At 55.0% G+C, this 15,929-nt stretch carries 21 protein-coding genes; 4 read left to right on the forward strand and 17 right to left on the reverse strand.

Annotated features, from left to right (window positions below; genetic code table 11):
• Positions 1-10: 10 nt before the first annotated feature.
• From ACT3UM_RS02350 to ACT3UM_RS02390, 9 genes are all read right to left on the reverse strand, one after another.
• Entirely contained in the window at positions 11-1,036 is a 1,026-nt protein-coding gene (locus ACT3UM_RS02350; RefSeq protein ID WP_498895794.1) for a major capsid protein, read from the reverse strand.
• A gap of 39 nt (positions 1,037-1,075) precedes the next feature.
• Complete coding sequence (locus tag ACT3UM_RS02355) at positions 1,076-1,429, reverse strand: head decoration protein (protein WP_498895796.1); 354 nt, start codon at positions 1,427-1,429, stop codon at positions 1,076-1,078.
• A 35-nt stretch (positions 1,430-1,464) separates the two neighbouring features.
• Positions 1,465-2,694 carry a S49 family peptidase gene (locus ACT3UM_RS02360; protein ID WP_498895798.1) on the reverse strand — a complete coding sequence of 410 codons (1,230 nt, stop codon included), beginning with the start codon at positions 2,692-2,694 and terminating at the stop codon, positions 1,465-1,467.
• A 104-nt stretch (positions 2,695-2,798) separates the two neighbouring features.
• Positions 2,799-3,377: a hypothetical protein gene (locus ACT3UM_RS02365; protein WP_498895800.1), complete on the reverse strand. Its 579-nt coding sequence runs from the start codon at positions 3,375-3,377 to the stop codon at positions 2,799-2,801.
• Complete coding sequence (locus ACT3UM_RS02370) at positions 3,361-3,564, reverse strand: hypothetical protein (protein ID WP_498895802.1); 204 nt, start codon at positions 3,562-3,564, stop codon at positions 3,361-3,363. The genes ACT3UM_RS02365 and ACT3UM_RS02370 overlap by 17 nt, the downstream gene beginning before the upstream one ends.
• A gap of 212 nt (positions 3,565-3,776) precedes the next feature.
• Positions 3,777-5,429 (reverse strand): phage portal protein, encoded by a 1,653-nt coding sequence (locus ACT3UM_RS02375; RefSeq protein ID WP_498895804.1) that lies wholly within the window; start codon positions 5,427-5,429, stop codon positions 3,777-3,779.
• Positions 5,430-5,432: 3 nt separating this feature from the next.
• Entirely contained in the window at positions 5,433-5,648 is a 216-nt protein-coding gene (locus tag ACT3UM_RS02380) for a DUF6148 family protein (protein WP_498895806.1), read from the reverse strand.
• The gene (locus ACT3UM_RS02385; RefSeq protein ID WP_498895808.1) at positions 5,645-7,645 is read right to left on the reverse strand and encodes a phage terminase large subunit family protein; all 2,001 of its coding nucleotides are present in this window, start codon (positions 7,643-7,645) and stop codon (positions 5,645-5,647) included. Before ACT3UM_RS02385 ends, ACT3UM_RS02380 begins: the two co-directional genes overlap by 4 nt.
• A complete protein-coding gene (locus ACT3UM_RS02390) occupies positions 7,593-8,147 on the reverse strand; it encodes a terminase small subunit (RefSeq protein ID WP_498895810.1) in 555 nt (184 codons plus the stop codon). Before ACT3UM_RS02390 ends, ACT3UM_RS02385 begins: the two co-directional genes overlap by 53 nt.
• A 164-nt stretch (positions 8,148-8,311) precedes the next feature.
• On the opposite strand from ACT3UM_RS02390, the gene ACT3UM_RS02395 reads away from it, so the two are divergent.
• The gene (locus ACT3UM_RS02395) at positions 8,312-8,623 is read left to right on the forward strand and encodes a hypothetical protein (protein ID WP_498895812.1); all 312 of its coding nucleotides are present in this window, start codon (positions 8,312-8,314) and stop codon (positions 8,621-8,623) included.
• A 124-nt stretch (positions 8,624-8,747) separates the two neighbouring features.
• Here the strand turns inward: ACT3UM_RS02395 and ACT3UM_RS02400 are convergent, their stop codons facing one another.
• The 6 genes from ACT3UM_RS02400 to ACT3UM_RS02425 form a co-directional block, all read right to left on the reverse strand.
• A complete protein-coding gene (locus tag ACT3UM_RS02400) occupies positions 8,748-9,206 on the reverse strand; it encodes a hypothetical protein (protein ID WP_498895814.1) in 459 nt (152 codons plus the stop codon).
• Positions 9,206-9,706: a lysozyme gene (locus ACT3UM_RS02405; protein WP_498895816.1), complete on the reverse strand. Its 501-nt coding sequence runs from the start codon at positions 9,704-9,706 to the stop codon at positions 9,206-9,208. Before ACT3UM_RS02405 ends, ACT3UM_RS02400 begins: the two co-directional genes overlap by 1 nt.
• Positions 9,703-9,957: a hypothetical protein gene (locus ACT3UM_RS02410; RefSeq protein ID WP_498895818.1), complete on the reverse strand. Its 255-nt coding sequence runs from the start codon at positions 9,955-9,957 to the stop codon at positions 9,703-9,705. Before ACT3UM_RS02410 ends, ACT3UM_RS02405 begins: the two co-directional genes overlap by 4 nt.
• A 293-nt stretch (positions 9,958-10,250) precedes the next feature.
• Positions 10,251-10,631 (reverse strand): hypothetical protein, encoded by a 381-nt coding sequence (locus ACT3UM_RS02415; protein WP_498895820.1) that lies wholly within the window; start codon positions 10,629-10,631, stop codon positions 10,251-10,253.
• Positions 10,632-10,869: 238 nt separating this feature from the next.
• Positions 10,870-12,336: a primase-helicase family protein gene (locus tag ACT3UM_RS02420; protein WP_498895822.1), complete on the reverse strand. Its 1,467-nt coding sequence runs from the start codon at positions 12,334-12,336 to the stop codon at positions 10,870-10,872.
• Entirely contained in the window at positions 12,336-13,370 is a 1,035-nt protein-coding gene (locus ACT3UM_RS02425) for a PriCT-2 domain-containing protein (RefSeq protein ID WP_498895824.1), read from the reverse strand. The genes ACT3UM_RS02420 and ACT3UM_RS02425 overlap by 1 nt, the downstream gene beginning before the upstream one ends.
• 247 nt (positions 13,371-13,617) lie before the next feature.
• Here ACT3UM_RS02425 and ACT3UM_RS02430 point away from each other — a divergent pair, with 247 nt between their 5' ends.
• The 3 genes from ACT3UM_RS02430 to ACT3UM_RS02440 all read left to right on the forward strand — a co-directional run bounded on the left by ACT3UM_RS02430 (position 13,618) and on the right by ACT3UM_RS02440 (position 15,061).
• Positions 13,618-14,106 carry a hypothetical protein gene (locus ACT3UM_RS02430; protein WP_498895825.1) on the forward strand — a complete coding sequence of 163 codons (489 nt, stop codon included), beginning with the start codon at positions 13,618-13,620 and terminating at the stop codon, positions 14,104-14,106.
• A 124-nt stretch (positions 14,107-14,230) separates the two neighbouring features.
• The gene (locus tag ACT3UM_RS02435; RefSeq protein ID WP_498895827.1) at positions 14,231-14,743 is read left to right on the forward strand and encodes a hypothetical protein; all 513 of its coding nucleotides are present in this window, start codon (positions 14,231-14,233) and stop codon (positions 14,741-14,743) included.
• Positions 14,744-14,785: 42 nt separating this feature from the next.
• Positions 14,786-15,061 carry a hypothetical protein gene (locus ACT3UM_RS02440; protein ID WP_498895829.1) on the forward strand — a complete coding sequence of 92 codons (276 nt, stop codon included), beginning with the start codon at positions 14,786-14,788 and terminating at the stop codon, positions 15,059-15,061.
• On the opposite strand, the gene ACT3UM_RS02445 is transcribed toward ACT3UM_RS02440, so the two are convergent.
• Together ACT3UM_RS02445 and ACT3UM_RS02450 are read right to left on the reverse strand one after the other, a co-directional pair.
• Entirely contained in the window at positions 15,054-15,266 is a 213-nt protein-coding gene (locus ACT3UM_RS02445) for a TraR/DksA C4-type zinc finger protein (RefSeq protein WP_498895831.1), read from the reverse strand. The two genes, ACT3UM_RS02440 and ACT3UM_RS02445, sit on opposite strands and share 8 nt — an antisense overlap.
• Positions 15,259-15,765 carry a phage regulatory CII family protein gene (locus ACT3UM_RS02450; RefSeq protein ID WP_498895833.1) on the reverse strand — a complete coding sequence of 169 codons (507 nt, stop codon included), beginning with the start codon at positions 15,763-15,765 and terminating at the stop codon, positions 15,259-15,261. The genes ACT3UM_RS02445 and ACT3UM_RS02450 overlap by 8 nt, the downstream gene beginning before the upstream one ends.
• Positions 15,766-15,929 lie beyond the last annotated feature (164 nt).

Genomic DNA, 15,929 nt, shown 5'->3' on the forward strand with positions numbered 1-15,929 from the left:
GGCGGGTCAGTTATGCAACGTTGGCGAAAATGAACGCGTCCGGTTCGTGGAAGCCTGGAAGCGGTGCTGACTGCATCATTAACCAGCGAACGCCAGGATCATCTTCCAGCCAGCTTTTCGGGTAGCGCGCCACATCAAATAGCCCGCCTTCCAGCGCTTTCATATCCTGAATAGCGCCATACAGCATTGAGCAGCGGGTTGAAGTTGGCCCGACGATCAGCCCGCCAGCGGGAATCATCGGCGCTTCTTCGCCCTTATCAGGCTGGTACCACTCTTCGTAGGCGTAGAGATCCATACCAGGATCATTTAAGTAACCTAGGTACGTCACACCGTCTGGCAGCTCTTCCGGTCGGATCATGCCAAGGTCGATGCGGCGCGTATTCAGCTTCTTGATCACCGATTCATTATCAAGGAAGGCATCAGCCGCTTCGGAGCTCATGACGCAAGCGTTAGCCGTGCGACCGGTTTTCTTGGCGATGCGGCGCTTGTACTTGCGTAGATCGGCAACCGGATCGGCGGCGTCTTCCGTCCACTGAACGGCCTCTGTGATCAAATTATCGTCGTCCATCTGGTAGTCGACAATATCGTCAACACCGTCACCTTTGACCTCCACCATGCCGGTGGTGAGCGCCTGGGCAACCATCCACTCTTCACGGCGATTGATCTGGTCATCCAGATCTTCCATATCCCGTGCCAGCTGATCACCGGCGCGCTCAAGCGGTGTGCGACCCGTATAGATATGCTCTCCCGGCTGACGCTGGTTCAACAATAGGCCAGCGCTGGTTTCCAGTTTCTGTTTAACGTAGGCAGGCTTATAGCTGCGCATAACGCTACCGGAGCGATCAACCACTTTGCCGGGGCGGTTAGGGTGCACAAAGGGCGCCATCTTGCGGTTACCCTTGATGATGTCGATATCAACATTTTCGGTGGTTGCTATGACCGGCTCAGCACCGAAGTAGAGGGTGCCCAGGAAGCGGCGGCTGTGCTGCATTTGACGGATAGCAGCCAGCATGGTGCGTGTTGCAAATAAGTCCATGGGATTCTCCATGATTGATAATAAATAGCGCGGCTAGGCTTAGTCGTGCACGAACAGGCTGAGCGGCCGCAGGGCTTTACGGACACTGCCCACTGTGTGCCCTTCTCCTAGCGTCAACGCCGCGGCACGCAAATCGCCGGTAAGCTGAACTTCAGCCCCCACCGTGCCCTCGGAAGCATCGACCGCTTCCCAGAGCACTACACTTGGCTTTTCGCTCCCGTCCTCGGCTGCAGCGGCGCTGAGTTTGAATTCTTCGTTGGCAGTTACCTCACCAAGCACGCTGCCAGCAGCCAGCACTTCACCTGCAGCGATGGTGACTGTGGCGTAACGGCGGGGGAAATCTCCCGCCATCATTGCCATTTGGGGATGGTTGGTTTGTGTCGCACTCGACATGGGTGTCTCCTCTTATCGCGTGTAAAGCGCTTGGCTTACTTGGTCTGCCAGCGGCGCGAAATTGCCGACACCGCTTGCTGTTCGTCTTCAGCTTCTTTGCCGCCTTTTGGTGGCGTTGCCGGGGGCGCCTCGGTACTGTCTTGCTGCATGTCGGCCAGCGATATGCCACGATCCTGAGCTGCTTTGAAAAGCGTTAAACCGGTTGCCTCAACGCTGTCCCCATTGGCCAGCGCCGCCGCGACTTCTTGTTCAAACCCTGGTGCTGCCAGCGATTGAATGCCGATACAGCGCTGGCGTTCAGCCTCTGCCGCTTCAGCACGTACCTTTTCGGTATCCACGGTTTCTGCAGCTGCAATTTGGATGGTTTTGGGATCGGTACCCGCGTCAATGGCTGCCTGAAGTTCAGCGGTCGTTTTAACGGTCGTCATCATGACGCTCCTTTGGGTGTTAGCTTGTGGAGTTGAGCCTGCCAGTTCGGCAATCAGGCCCTCTAGTGAACCGAGTCGGTCGGCCATACCGGCCTCCACGGCAAGTGCACCAGTAGCGATACCGCCCTGGCGGAAACGGTCATTAACCTCTTCACGGGGAATGCCACGGTTGCGGGCCACCTTGTCGAGGAACACATCAGCCAGTTCATCGGTGCGCGTTTGCAGCTGGGCACGGCCTGCCTCGGTTTCCAGATCAGGGCGCTTATTCGGCGCGTTGCTGGAAACGATCTCGTAGCTCTTTTCGCCGGGGCGGTCTTCGCGCTTGCGCAGGCTCAGTACCACGCCAACGCTGCCCAACTGGGCAGTGTCATCAACAATCACTTCATCAGCAGCACTGGCAATCCAGTACATGGCACTGGCTGCCTGCCCACCTACGTAGGCTTTGATCGGCTTGGTACCGCGCGCCTGATAGATCATCTCTGCCAGTTCATTAATGCCGGTGGCTTCACCGCCGGGGCTATCAGAGCTGACGATGATGCCCTTGATAGCGGGATCATCCAGCGCCGTTTGTATGTCGGTGGCGAGTACCTGGGTGCTGGTAGCGCCGCTGATCTCTGTGAAAAGGTTGGCGTAGCGGAAGATCGGCCCGGTAATGGGAATTACCGCCACGCCATCGCGCACCGTGACATTACGGGTATTGTCCAGCGAACGCCCCAGGCGGGCTTCCAGCGCCTGGATATCACCCTGGCGATCCGCAACGGCCATCAGGCTATCCAGTGCATCACCGGTCATCAGCCACGGGCGTGACGCCGCCAGCTCAAATGCAGTGCGGGGCATAGGTGGCTCCTTGATTTTCAGGCACAAAAAAACCCGCCGAAGCGGGTTATAAGAAAGCAAAAACCCCGTTAGGACGGGGCTTCAAATACGAACGATATGATTATCTACTCTGCATCTTCTGACTCGTCATCCTCAACGGCTTTCTTGTTACGCCGTCCTTCTAGAACTCGAGGAGCTACAAATAGCGCTACCATGCCGAATAAATCAAGAGTACCTATAATTCCCGCGGCAAAGGCGCTGTAGGGAGCGATTAGAACTGCTGCAATCAAACCCACAACCGCAATGGTGACACCACACAGCTGGCCTCTACGATCCTTCAGGATGCTTCCGGAAAGGCCTGTTTTGTTCATTTCGTGAACGTGTTTCTGATCATCAACTGCCATCTGTACGATGGTTCGGCGAGTTTCATCATCGAACTGATTCAAGATATCTGGATGAGGCAACGGGCCGCTGAAGCTTGTTTGCCTGACCCGCTGATGTATATGCTGCTCTCTTGCTGGCTCGATTTGCAAATGTCTAGAGAGTTCTTGCTGTTGCTCTTGAGTCAGGTTGCCTCGTTCAAGTTTAGCAACGAGGCGTTCAATCTCAGAGTCGGATTCAAGCTCCCCCTCTGCTAGTTCAACATGCCTATCAGCGTCGGAATGGCTATCGACTGCTTCATCTTTCTCAGGTTGATCCGGCATGCTGTACCCGCTTTTGATAATCGCTTACCGCTTTATACAGATGAGATCCAGCATTGGCCCAATGTTGGCCAATACGATCCTGAGCGGTGCCTTTCGGCATGTGCTGCGAGTAATCTCCAGTTGGCCAGATCTCCATGACACTACCAGCCGCAAGCACAGTGCGCGGAACCTTGTAGTGAGATTTCATGGTTTTGCTCCTATTTTCACCAACATACAGTATGTGTGCCAGTGTGTAGTTACTCCCGTCACATCAAGATGCCACCGAAAAACTACATTATTTAGTGTACTGTGAAAGTACAGATTAATGGAGCTTAAAAAGTTGCGCAAGTTCAGCTTCATTACTTCCCATATCCCCAAAAAGTAAGCACCGGCGTCATAACAGCGACACATCCGTTTATTCTACAAGCTTTCTTCACTTACCTTTTCAGGAGCCTCCTGAACCTTGCCACCCACATACAGCGGCACGCCGTTTTCACGTTTCCATTTGATCTCTCGGGCGCGATCCTGGGCAACGTCGTGCCAGTCTTCGCCGTGTAGCGCCATGGTTTCCAGCGTTTCATTGCTAGTACCGTTGGCGATGCGTTCAGTCGCGGCGCGGGCGTCCACCAGCTCATTCAATGAGCCAAGCGGTTCACCGATCCACAGCGCACGGGTATAGGCGCGGCGCTTGGCCGGGTCTCGATATCCAGGCATATGGATCATGCCCCGCGCTACCATCTCATCCACGACCAGGTCATAGGCAGGCTGGCACCATTGCGTGGTCAAGTGATGGCGGCGCTGTTTAACGAACTTCCACAGCTGGTTAAAGGCGGCGCGTGCTGCCGTATAGCTGGTTGAGAAGTGCATTAGCAGTACTTCTGCTGGCTGATCCAGCGCGGCGCCGATCTCTTTGACCACGGCCACAAAGAACGGGTCGAATTGGGCATTGGGGCGGTTAGGGCTGATCGGCACCGGCTCAGCGCCCTCTTCTAAATCCCAGACAGCCCCTTCACCCAGCGTCAGGTTGTCGCCTTCAGGTTCGTGATCTCGGTCGCTCTGCACCACCGGGCGTGATGGCTTGTTGGGATCGTTACTCTGTTCATCCCACAGCGTTGCGCCACCCAGGCCCGGTTCGTCCTCGCTTTTGTCGTGCTTGATGGCCACGGTGAACATGGCACTGATCACGGCGGCGGTCAGCTCGGCCTGGCTGAAGCGCTCAAGCTTCTGCAGTGCTTCAAGAATCGGTGCCAAGTACGGCACACCACGCGTCAGGCCAGGGCGATCCTTTTCATTCATCAGGTGGAGTATGCGGCGACGCCCGGTTTCTGCGCCGAAAACCGGCACCCACTCCCATGTTTGCCGGGTTAGATAATCACTTGGGTACCCGTCGCAAACCCGCACGTGGGTAGGTTTGCCAAGGGAGTCCACGCGTACACCGTCGATTTCGTTGGCGGTGTTCATATCTGTTAGCGGGCTGCCAACGCGCTCAGCCTCCACCAGCTGCAGCTTGAGATCAAACAAGCCACCGGGGCGGCGATCCATCGGCGTGAAGCCAAATACATCGCCACTCACCAGAGCACTGACAAACGCCAGCCGCTGCAGCATATAAAAATCCAGCGTGGCTTCCGCATCACATTCAGCGGGGTTCTCTGCCCATAAACGAAACCCGCGTGCCAACTGGTCGTTAAGAACTTCAGTTTGTTCGTCATCCAGCCCAAGAGCAGCACCATCAACGTTGGGTCGAACGGTCAGCCCCATCCCCACCACATTAGTGGCGGCACGGCTGATCGCGGCACGGCCCAGCATGTGATTGCGATAGGCGTCCCGCGATCGTGATATCAGCGTTTCGCGCTCGCTAGTCGGGTTATCCTGCCTGGGGCTGCCCAGGCCGGGTATCCAGCTCAACATGCTACGCAGCATGCGGCTGGCACCACGGTGGCGGGTTTCACTGCCCACATTGGCGTGGCTAGTGGGTTGGCTGGCCTTCAGCCTTTCTAGCTCCGCTGTCGCCTGTTTTGCCTGGGTTTCAGCAAGACGCGCGCGGGCATTACCCAAATTTCTAAAAATACCCATCACTCAGAACCCCACATAACGAACACGGCTACGACCACGTGATGCCGCTTGTTCTTTAGCGGCCATGCGCGCGTAGTGAGTCTCCATGCGCTGGAGCGTACCGAGATCGGAACGAGTGTATTGCCGATCGCCAAAGCGCCATGACTGTGAGCCAGAAAGAATTTTATCAATGGCTTCGCGTACCAACCTCAGGCGTTCGGTGTACGTTTGCTGTGTCATACGCTTCGATTCCTCATACGGCGGCCACGGCGGCGCGGCGCTGGCTGCTGTTGCTGCGGCTGTTCGAGCGGCGCTTCAAATAGCGTGGTTTGCGTTAGCGCGGCTTCCAGGCGATCCCAGTCACTTGCGCGCAGCACGTGCGTTCGGCAGCTGCGAGCGGCATGCAAAGCGTAAACCTCGCAGTCCAGTGCTTCATTGGGCTTGCCCGCTTTCTTCTGCCACACGCGCTTACGCGGATTGCGTGGATGTGGTGCTTTTACTTCCGCGGTGATCTGTTCCCAGTAGTCAGGGCGAACATCCTCATACCAGTGCATGCGACCGGGGCCGCTGCCCTGCAGTCGAATGCGTGTGTCGATCAGGTCTTTAGCTTTATGGGTACCCACGATAAACGGGCGTAAGCCGTACTTGTCCGCCTTCGTGTTATGGCGGTTGGTATCATCGGAAACTTTCGGACGGCTGAATATTTCGCGGTTTTCGTTATTTACCGACGCGCCTTTGACCGCCATCACACCGTGGCGCTGGCGAGCGCGTACATAGTGATACACCGCATCGCTGGTCTGGCCATCCGAACTGTCGATACCGCTTGCTGTGACGCGAAGGGTAGCGCCGCTTTCGTGCACAAAGCCTGTGGTCAACAGCTTGTCCAGCTCATCCCATACCGGATCCACCTTATCCATGGTGTTGCCGTAGAGTTCGCCCCAGTAAATCAGCCAGCTCTCTTCCCCCCGACCCCAGGCGCGAATAATCACCGCCAGCCGATCGTGCTGAACGTCCATACCAGCGGTAAGCAGCAAGCCGCCGCGGGGAATCGTTTTCTCTGCGTAGGCTTCAGCACGATCCTTCAGCTCATCGACTTCAGGCGCGTCCCCTTTGAACTGGTACGTCAGCCCCATTGAACTGTTGGTGAATACAATCAGATCGCTGAAGTCACCCTGCTCTGCAGCATGTTGAGCCGACAGCCACTTTTCCATCAGCTTGGCGAAGCGTGAATCAGGAAAGGTGCTTAGCAGCTCATTCATGTAGTACCCGGCCACACCTCGAAACTCTGCCGTGGCCACCCAACGCCCTTTTTTCAAATTGGCGTTTTTCTCGCGATCGCTCCATTCACTGCCACAGTGGGGGCAGGCATACACCGTTTGCTCAGGTCGGAAAGCACCATAAATGGGGTGCTGTTGTTCTGCGCTGGTAGGACAAACCAGATTATCAAAGCTCAGTTCGTGAGACTCGCCACAGTGGTGGCAAGGCACCAGCACGCGGCGCTTATCGCTAAGCTGCATTTCCGCTTCAATGGAGGAAAAGCCTGCAATGGTAGGCGTGCCACCGATAATGTATTTCTTGCGTCCACGGCCATAGGTTTTGCCGCGCTCTTTCAGCAGCAAGATGGAATCGCCCTGACCTTTCAGATTCAGGTTGCAGTCATCAGGCTCTTCAACAAAGCCGCGCGGGCTGGGGGTCGATTTCACTGACGCGGGCGAATTGGAGCCCACCAGCTTTAGAAAGCCACCAGGGAAACGCTTGAACTGCTGCCGCTGCTGCAGCTTCCGCGAACGCAGATCAATTTTGCTGCGTAGGCGCGGCGTTGCTTCCACCATCGGCTCAAATTTTTCCGCTACATACTCTTTAGCGGCCCCATCCTTCGGAAACAAACCGATGATCGGCGAAGGGTCGATATCGATCCAACGGCCAAGGGCATTACCAAGCACTCCGGATGTCCACGCGACCTGCGCTGACTTTTGGCAGCACACCTCTTCAACATTGGGATCGTCGATGGCCTCCAGCGGGCCGCCGGGCAATGCCAGCGCTGGCGTTACGTGGATGCTGTACTTACCAGGGCGCGCGGTTTCAACTTCGCTCATCCAACGATGTTTGTTCGCCCACTCCAACGTGCTGATACGCTCAGGGGGAGCCCACTTTTGAGCCAGCGACCGCGCCCAACGTGCAGCGTTACGCTTCAGCGCACTCCTCATCGCTGGGTTCAGGTTCGTCGCTGGCGTCATAGTGGCTCAATGTGGTTAACGCATCTTCGATATGACGGCGGATCACAGACACATCCACCTCTTCGCCGTGAATGGCTGATAACTCAGCCGCCAACGCATCGGGCGTGTTAAACAGCAACTCAGCGCGGGCAGCCTCCACCATCGCCTCATACTCAACATCCAGATCTTCGGGCATCACCAGCACGTCATCTTCCTTGAGCATTTCCCGCTCCAGCTGGTCACCACGTAGGCGATCCAGGCGATCTTTTGCAGATTCGCGGCTGGTATCGTTGGCACGGGTCAGTAGCCATGCCAACACATCGGCGGGCGAATACTCATTGCTTGCGCCACGCCCTGCAGAAACGGCCACCGGCATGCCTTTTTGCTGCCAGTCAGTCAGTGACCGTTCAGACACTTCAAGCAACTCAGATAAAGCCCGCTTATTAACCGTCACTGACAGGCCAGCAGCATGCCAATTCAGCAACGCTTGCTGGCAAACATTGATCAGTTCAACTGAGGTCATGCGGCTAACCCATTGATCAGATTAAAAGTAAGGAAGCCAGGGAGGACTCACAGCTGCACAAAATCCGGGGCTCTGCGACCCCGTGTAGCGCTGAGGGCGGCTAGGAGGACCCAAGCATTTACGTTAGTCTTTCCAACTAGTGAACTCGATGACGGAGGTAACCTATGCTGGCAAGCGCATGGTTTGGCGGTAGCAAGAAGTCACCCACTTACGGTATTCGTGTTGGTAATCAAAACCGAGATACTTACTTTGATCCTGCCTGGAAAACAGTAACGATCACCATCAACGGAACCAATGAGACCTTCAACATCACGCGAGGTTTTTGGAATAAATGTCCTGAAATACGAGATAACAGAAACAAAGCCATTAGAAGTTGGTTACAAACTAACCATCCACCACTCCCCTGGGATAAGTATCAGAACCCCAAATTTGAGCTAACCTCTCATGGCAGAGACCACTTTTCATTGGATGAGTAAATCTCACGGCCCCTCTGTCAAACTAGGATTGAGCAATATTTGGCCAACAGTCACTCGATCCGCATTCGCCCGTTTACGCAGCGATTCATAATCAGCCAGCAGCTGGAGCAAATCCCGATTGCTTTCAATCCGGCGTTTCGGTTCTGGTAGTGGCTTCAGCAGATACCCCGGCACCTCCGGGGTCAGCACGATCGGAACGGTCAACCTGCCCGGGGAGTTGGCGCAACCAGTGACGAACAGCATCAGGAACAGCAACGCCAGTCCAATCAGCCGTTTCTTCATCGGTTTGCTCCAGTTGTTCTAGCGCTTCCAACTGCTGGCTGTGTTCAGCTCTTACACGCTGCAGCTCAGCCTCCCGTGCTTCCAGCGCCTTCAGTTGCCGAGCTGCTTGTTCGCGTCGCCACTCCAGCGCGCTTTCAAGCACAGCGACCTCCAGGCGGGACGTTTTCAGTTGCCCGATCGCATCATCGCGTTCAGCCACCAGCCCCTGGATGTGGCCCCAAAGCAAAAAGGCCGCGATCACCAATGCGATCACAGCCCATAGCCAACCCGGCACCCAACGCAACAGTCTCCGGAAATGCATCACTCAGGCCCCGCCATTTCAGGCACTTCGTCGGGCTCCATCAAGCAAAGCTCACGCTCTGCATATCGCCGGTTGACCAGGCCCTGTAGGCGCACACCTCCAGCATGAACCCAACGTAATAACTCATCACATGCCGCCTTCACATTCCCCGCGTTCAATCTGCGTAGCAACGTCGAGCGGGCAAAAGCGCCTTCCCCAACGTTATAAACAAATGAAGCCAGCGCTGCCTCCCGGGTTGCCGGAAGCGCTACGGTTACATGACGTTCAACTGCATCGAACGCGTGCCCCAGATCCTGCTTTAGTAGCGCTTCGCACTCTTCATCAGAATGGGTTTGTCCAATGCGGGCGGTGGCGGTGTGCCCGTAGCAAATGGTCACCACACCTACCGGGTCGTGATACGCCTGGTTCTCCTTACCTTCAAAGAAGCCAACCGTGGCAGCGGCAATCGCGATGGCACCTGCACCGATGGCAGGCAAGCCAATCCGTTTTTTCCATTTCATTCGCCTGCCCTCTCACGCTCTGCCTTGAGTTTGGCTATCGTGATGTTGTGCTCACGCTTGGCCATTTCATGCTTTTCGCGCTCAATGCGAGCGCGGCGGACAATCAGAAATAACTGGGCCAGCATATAAATACAGGTCAACAGCCCGGCAATCAGCGTTACCTGGGTGCTAGGGTCAGAGCCAAGCATTGCAGCCCAACCCAATGGCACCGGCGCAATGCGCGCGCTCTCTTGCATCATTACAGAGGACATAAGCAGGCATCTTCAGCAGTCAGGCCATTACCAGAATCGGCAGCAGCACAAAATAAAATGCCCGGCACCGACCAGAGCCAGTACCGGGCACCGCCCACCACGGCGGGAGCAATAGGTAGTCATACGCCCAACAAAAACCCCGACACAAGGCCGGGGCTGATTAACACTGTGTGGACGCAACTATGTGACGGTAGCTGAATGATGGGCGCTGACTGCGGTGGCATCAATAGGTCGGTAATGCCAACGCCGTAATGTGCAGGCAATCCGCCGGGCCAACGCCGCAATACGCAGGGTTACGCCCGGTGTTTTTTATCGAAACTGGCTCGCAATACAGCCTTTAGGCGCACGTGCAGCCGATCAAGCCGCTCATAGTAAGTTCTTTCCGCCATGCCTAAACGCATCGCTTTGGCGTCGTTATAGCCATGCCAGCGGTAATGCTCATGGGCCAGCACCTGATCTTCATCGCTCAACGTGCGTAGCGCCTGCTCGACTTGCCAAGAAAGCTCATCCAACTCACCCAGTCCTAGCGGGTCACGGCTGCCTTTCGGCCCACTCCCCTGCGGCATCACGCCTTTAAACTCTGCCAGCCTACCCAGCGGGCTGCACTGACGCAGACCACGGCCACGCTGCTGATCGGCCCAATGCTGCAGTAGTTCGTCTATTTCTTTGATCATATCACCCTCTGTCTGACTGTCTGATTATCTGTCTGAATGTTTGTCTGATAATTTTTATCTTACTTATTAACTACTTATTTAATTATTCAGACATTCAGACAGTAATATATATAGTTAGTCATGTGCGTACGCGCGCGCACGGGCTACTTGGATAAAGTTTGTCGGACTGTCGGAAACCGCATGATGCCGGGATTCCTCTGTCTGAAAGTCTGTCTGATAGTCCGTCTGACTGTCGGAATCATGAATCAGAATCTCCGTGCTTCACTTCCACCTTGAAACGAAACTGACGCGCTTGATCTGCTGCAAAATCAGGCCAGCCGGGCTTACCGATCTTATCGGCGTACTCAGGGGGCACAAACATGCGCGTAGATTTGAAAGCACCAGAACTAGCCGGGTAACGAATATCACGCTTATCTCTTAACATGTCCCGAGCCACCTCATCACAGAACCACCTTTTCTTGGTCTTGAACTCGTTAGTGTTTTCGCACCAACGAAGGAATGCTTTCCAGAGATCAGTCACTGCCGCGACGCCATAGGGCAAATCCAAATCACCGTTGCGCCACTCGTGAACAAAATACCGAGCTGGGGTCAGACTGGAGTCAATCAGTCGTTGTTTCGCTTCAGATAGTGGCGGCTTGGTATGCGCCTTAAAATCACCCAGCGGAAGGTTCAGCAGATAGTGATAGAACGACTCAACGCCACCGTTATCTATCTCCTCAGAAAGTGCCTCAAAGTATTCAGGTGGCGGCACATCCTCCACGTGCAGCACGAAGTAGCGGCGATCGCCAAGGTCGAGCTCCAGCGGTACCGTTGAGTTAGATAGGAAGACGAAGTTCACATGGTTACGCTCACTGCGTAGCGGCATGTTCTTTTCGTTGATCTGAAGCTCATCACCGGTGACCACGTGCTTGAGAACACCTTTGTAATGCGCCTTCTCTGCCCTACTCACCACCTCTTCAGCCAGCGCGAATAACCGCCGCGACTGCCAACCGGTGAATTGGCTTTCCAACTGGGCCTGTCCGATCGTGATGCCATACTCGCCATAGATGCGCTTCAGTATCCCTTCAAACAGCAGTGACTTACCGGTACCTTCAGCACCGTGAACCAGCACAGCGCTGGCCATCTTGGTACCCGGTTGCTGCAACGGCAACGCCATCCACTTTAACAACCACCAGAATTCAGCATCTCGGTTACCACACAGCCGATAGATATGTGCCCGAATCAACTTACAGCCTTCGTCACTTCGTGGATCAGGCTCCATCTTAAAGCCGTCATACAGGTTCACGTTTAAGCGCGGATCCACCTCTTCAGTAGGGTCAAACACCACCTCCTCGGCAATCATCCGCCAGGGGTGATCCTGCCACTCCTTGAACGTCTCTCGGCCAACGGCTTCGCGGATATGAGGCACGCGAATCAGTTTGCCGCGCATCCCATCCCATACCAAGTCCGTGCCGTAGATCAGCCGGAAGTGCTTGAGCATGTCATCTTTGCGGATGCGCACGCCGTAAGGGTTTTCCTCCTGCCCCTCCGGTGGGTGTGAGGGCGCGGCATTCTGCCCTTGATCATTATCACTGGTACCGCACTCCGGAGAGGGGGCGCTGGGGAGAGGTTGGGAGCTATCATTCGCCGCTTCAACAGCGGCCAACAACTGTTGCCGAACAGCATCAAGCCCCTCAGCAACATGCAGGTCATTCCAATCTGCCATTACGCGGCCTCCCTGTTCAGCTGCGGGAATACCGCGACGGCATGCATGGCTTGCGCCACTTCCTCAGCTTTTTTACGCCCTGGGTTATCTTTTACCTGTGGGTCATCATCCCCACAAATTACCAAGCGCGCCTGTTGATAGAGCTGACCAAGTAACGGCACCACCCGCTGCAAGTTGCCTGCATCCAGGGCAACGGCTACCGGCCAGCCGGTCGCCATATGGATGCTAGCCGCGGTTGCGTAGCCCTCTGCCACGGCCACCACCGCCGCTTCATTAGCATTGCCAATGCGGTGCCAGGTACCCGACTTGCGGCCATACTTCGGGAACAGCTTGGTACCGTTGGGCTTGATCACCTGGATCGACACCACCTTGCCGTGCACATCACGCAGTGGCACCACCACATCGCCCTGCTGGATACGCATAAACGAAATATGATCCGGTCGCGGTTGAGGCAGGTCATCAAAAAACCGTTTAACCTCCGGCCCCGGCCATACGTCCGCCCGCTGGGCTTGATCATCAATGCTGATCACCACAGAGCAACGCGGGAACCACACCCCTAACGCGTCCACCTGTTTGGCATCCAGGTAAGGTGAGCGCCCTTCCCGGCGACAATGCTTTTTGATGAAGTGGCGGCACGCCATAGCCACCGTATTGCGCATTGCATCCCGGCGGCTCTCATCCACTTCGATCTCAGCTTGGCGCGCCTTCCGCCGCTGCTCTTGCTCTGCCTTCATCTGTTTGCGATCGGCCGCGCTCATCTCCACTTTTGCGCGCGTCCAACCGTGCTGTTGGGCTAGGTGAATGATGGTGCCCAAGCGATTACTACCCACTTGCAGGCTACGCCACACGCTCTCCGCATCCTTCGCGTTGTAACTCTCCCCGCCCTGGCTCCATTCATCCCAGGCAAACCAACCATTATCGCCATACTCTGTTTTAACGGCGTTGCCCACCTTCACCCAGGTATCGCGGTCATCAGGCGGGATATGGGTTAACGCCAACCGTAGCTCATCCAGAGTTAGTAGATCACGCTGCATGGTCAACCTCCTCTGCAACGCAATCATGAAAGGGTGGGCACTCAGCTTGATCGTGCAGTAAGCTCTTAGTTGCGAACACCAAGCCCATCACACTAACCAAGGAGTACCCATGACAACCGAACGTCGTGATCCAGCAAAAGTACCTGTATATCGGCCGCCCGCTGACGTAGACCGGGGTAAAGCGCAGGTACCTACGTCCAAACGCCCGCCACCCAAAGGCCAGTAAGAAAAAACCTAAGGAGACACTATGGAAGAAGTAATAAACGTTCCACGAGATCGACAAGAAGTGGAATGGGAGCTGAGAACGGCCATTTGTCTCCTTAGCCGGTATCGTAATCTTGCACGTAATGCTGATCTGGCACTTACGCTGGTAACGCTTATCGGCCTTAGCAGTGCAGCAGGGTCGGTTTTTAATAGCAGTGCCGTACTTGCCAGTGTGGCTGGTGTATTGCTGACCATGACTAGCATCATGCAAATCGTTTACAAGCCCGCAGAAGCAAAGGTTCATGCAGCTGTTAGCCGAAAAATGTACACCGACCTTTGGAGTGAGTCCTATAAGCTCTCTGACGCAGAATTCGATAAACGCGTGATCAAGCTGCACGGCGAAGATATAGGCGTTGTTGAAGGTTTGCGCCTTGTTGCCGAAATTGACACAACGCTTCAACTGGGGCTTGAAGATAAAGAGCTGATTGCGCGACTCACTAGCTGGAATAAATTCCTGCGCTTTTGTAGCTAACATCCACTCGTTACCCACCTGCATACAAGTATCGCGGTCATCAGCAGGGATGTGTGTCAACGCTAAGCGCAATTCGTCTATGCTAAGCAATTTAAGCACGGCCCACCTCTTTGCGAGATACGTTATGGTTAATAGAGAACTGCAATTGCTTCTTCTGGAAAGACTTAAGGCAGGAGGCCTTAAAAAGTACCAAACGCAGCTTGAGGCAAGTGAATACAGGCATGTAAACGAAGTAGATTTTAACTTGCGCTATTTGAGTGAGCTTGGTTTGCTGGAATGCACACAATGGAATGTAATATTGACAAGACCTGATAATCACCAAGCAGAAATCGCTGGTGTTAGCGTCACGGGAAGGATCACAGCAAAAGGCGTTGATTTTTTGGAAGACGACGGAGGTATTTCCGCCATCCTCGGCACGGTTAAAGTCAAGCTCCACGCAGACACTCTCCGAGGTCTTATTGATGCAAAAATCGTCGAGAACGAAGCCATACCTGAGCAAGAAAAACACGCCCTTCGTGAAGCCCTCAAGGGCATGAAAGAAGAAGGTTTGAAGCAACTGACCACTCGCCTGATAAGCTACGGGCTTGATCAGGGAGCCATCACAGCACAGCAACTCTCGACATGGCTCAATATCTAAGCGAATGTTAAATTCAGCAGCAAATTTGCAAGAGGTTCTGTAATGGCAGACCTGGACGACAATGACTGTCGCTTTCTCAATCAAATGCGTGATTCGGAACGCAAGCTTTTGAATTCCATTGCTCCCTTCAGCAGGGAAAAACCGTTTACTGCAGAAACCAAATATATGTCCATCCTCAAACTTATAAGGCTCGGTCTGCTTACCGGGGAGATAGGTGTAGAAGCCAACAAAACGCTTAACTATGCAAACATCACATTTACAGAAGAAGGCAAAAGGGCCTGGACTAAGCAAATGCTTATAGGGAAGTGTCTTAACTAACATTGCAGCCCTCCCTCATCGTCTGACAGGCAACACATAGCTGCACCCCAGGCAGTGCCTCACGCCGTGCTGCCGGAATGGGTTCCTCGCATTCTTTGCACTCCAAACGGCTTGCTATTGCCGGAACAGCCCGCCGGTGGCGCGCATTCATCACTTGTTCCAGCTTCCACTCGATCAGCTCCTGGGCGATATCAGCCTTATCCATGGCGGGCCTCCGCGTACTGATCGGCAGCGGCTTCAATGGCCAGCGCTGCCCCCATCAAACGCCGTACACGCAAATGCAGCTCAGCCGCTTCCAGCGGTGAAATCACCCCGTCTTCTAGGCTTTCCGACAGGGTTTTAACCATTTCCGCCACACGATCCTGCAGCACTGACAGCGTGGCCATCATGCCTTGCATCGGTGTTTCTGCCGTGGCTGTGCAGGGTGATACCCATATACCCCCGCCTGCCATTTCACCGATGCTATCCATGATGCGTTCATCACGCGTGACCGACAGCACCGCTTCCAAATCTTCCAGGTTGGGCTTATGGGGTTCGTGGGTAGGGCTCAGCTTGTGCTGCAGGGTGATGGGGTTAAGGCCGAAGGTAACGGCCACGGCCTTGATGCCGCCCTGGTAATCGCGAGCGGCGTGGTAGAGGGCCAAGGAAAGCGGCAGCACTTCACGCTGTGCTCTTTCCTTGGAAGATGGCCAGCGCTTAGACATGGCATTACTCCCGTAACGTTGCCATGCAACCCGCCCGCCAATCGGTTATATTGGAGACGTGCTGCATTTCATTGCATTGGTTTGCGCACACGCAGAGAGGGCCTGTGGTGGGCATTCAACCTCTCTGCACCTCGCCGGGGAGGTTCTACCTGTGGTGGGAAGGT

This window comes from Halomonas sp. AOP13-D3-9, assembly GCF_052379125.1.
GTDB lineage: Bacteria > Pseudomonadota > Gammaproteobacteria > Pseudomonadales > Halomonadaceae > Vreelandella.

Bases quoted from the DNA above. Each gene is read 5' to 3' on its own strand.
- ACT3UM_RS02435 (WP_498895827.1), top strand. From the start codon at position 14,231: ATGGTTAATAGAGAACTGCAATTGCTTCTTCTGGAAAGACTTAAGGCA.
- ACT3UM_RS02365 (WP_498895800.1), bottom strand. From the start codon at position 3,377: ATGCCGGATCAACCTGAGAAAGATGAAGCAGTCGATAGCCATTCCGAC.
- ACT3UM_RS02350 (WP_498895794.1), bottom strand. From the start codon at position 1,036: ATGGACTTATTTGCAACACGCACCATGCTGGCTGCTATCCGTCAAATG.
- ACT3UM_RS02380 (WP_498895806.1), bottom strand. From the start codon at position 5,648: ATGACACAGCAAACGTACACCGAACGCCTGAGGTTGGTACGCGAAGCC.
- ACT3UM_RS02450 (WP_498895833.1), bottom strand. From the start codon at position 15,765: ATGTCTAAGCGCTGGCCATCTTCCAAGGAAAGAGCACAGCGTGAAGTG.
- ACT3UM_RS02355 (WP_498895796.1), bottom strand. From the start codon at position 1,429: ATGTCGAGTGCGACACAAACCAACCATCCCCAAATGGCAATGATGGCG.
- ACT3UM_RS02375 (WP_498895804.1), bottom strand. From the start codon at position 5,429: ATGGGTATTTTTAGAAATTTGGGTAATGCCCGCGCGCGTCTTGCTGAA.
- ACT3UM_RS02415 (WP_498895820.1), bottom strand. From the start codon at position 10,631: ATGATCAAAGAAATAGACGAACTACTGCAGCATTGGGCCGATCAGCAG.
- ACT3UM_RS02395 (WP_498895812.1), top strand. From the start codon at position 8,312: ATGCTGGCAAGCGCATGGTTTGGCGGTAGCAAGAAGTCACCCACTTAC.
- ACT3UM_RS02410 (WP_498895818.1), bottom strand. From the start codon at position 9,957: ATGTCCTCTGTAATGATGCAAGAGAGCGCGCGCATTGCGCCGGTGCCA.
- ACT3UM_RS02425 (WP_498895824.1), bottom strand. From the start codon at position 13,370: ATGCAGCGTGATCTACTAACTCTGGATGAGCTACGGTTGGCGTTAACC.
- ACT3UM_RS02385 (WP_498895808.1), bottom strand. From the start codon at position 7,645: ATGACGCCAGCGACGAACCTGAACCCAGCGATGAGGAGTGCGCTGAAG.
- ACT3UM_RS02370 (WP_498895802.1), bottom strand. From the start codon at position 3,564: ATGAAATCTCACTACAAGGTTCCGCGCACTGTGCTTGCGGCTGGTAGT.
- ACT3UM_RS02445 (WP_498895831.1), bottom strand. From the start codon at position 15,266: ATGGATAAGGCTGATATCGCCCAGGAGCTGATCGAGTGGAAGCTGGAA.
- ACT3UM_RS02440 (WP_498895829.1), top strand. From the start codon at position 14,786: ATGGCAGACCTGGACGACAATGACTGTCGCTTTCTCAATCAAATGCGT.
- ACT3UM_RS02360 (WP_498895798.1), bottom strand. From the start codon at position 2,694: ATGCCCCGCACTGCATTTGAGCTGGCGGCGTCACGCCCGTGGCTGATG.
- ACT3UM_RS02420 (WP_498895822.1), bottom strand. From the start codon at position 12,336: ATGGCAGATTGGAATGACCTGCATGTTGCTGAGGGGCTTGATGCTGTT.
- ACT3UM_RS02430 (WP_498895825.1), top strand. From the start codon at position 13,618: ATGGAAGAAGTAATAAACGTTCCACGAGATCGACAAGAAGTGGAATGG.
- ACT3UM_RS02390 (WP_498895810.1), bottom strand. From the start codon at position 8,147: ATGACCTCAGTTGAACTGATCAATGTTTGCCAGCAAGCGTTGCTGAAT.
- ACT3UM_RS02400 (WP_498895814.1), bottom strand. From the start codon at position 9,206: ATGCATTTCCGGAGACTGTTGCGTTGGGTGCCGGGTTGGCTATGGGCT.
- ACT3UM_RS02405 (WP_498895816.1), bottom strand. From the start codon at position 9,706: ATGAAATGGAAAAAACGGATTGGCTTGCCTGCCATCGGTGCAGGTGCC.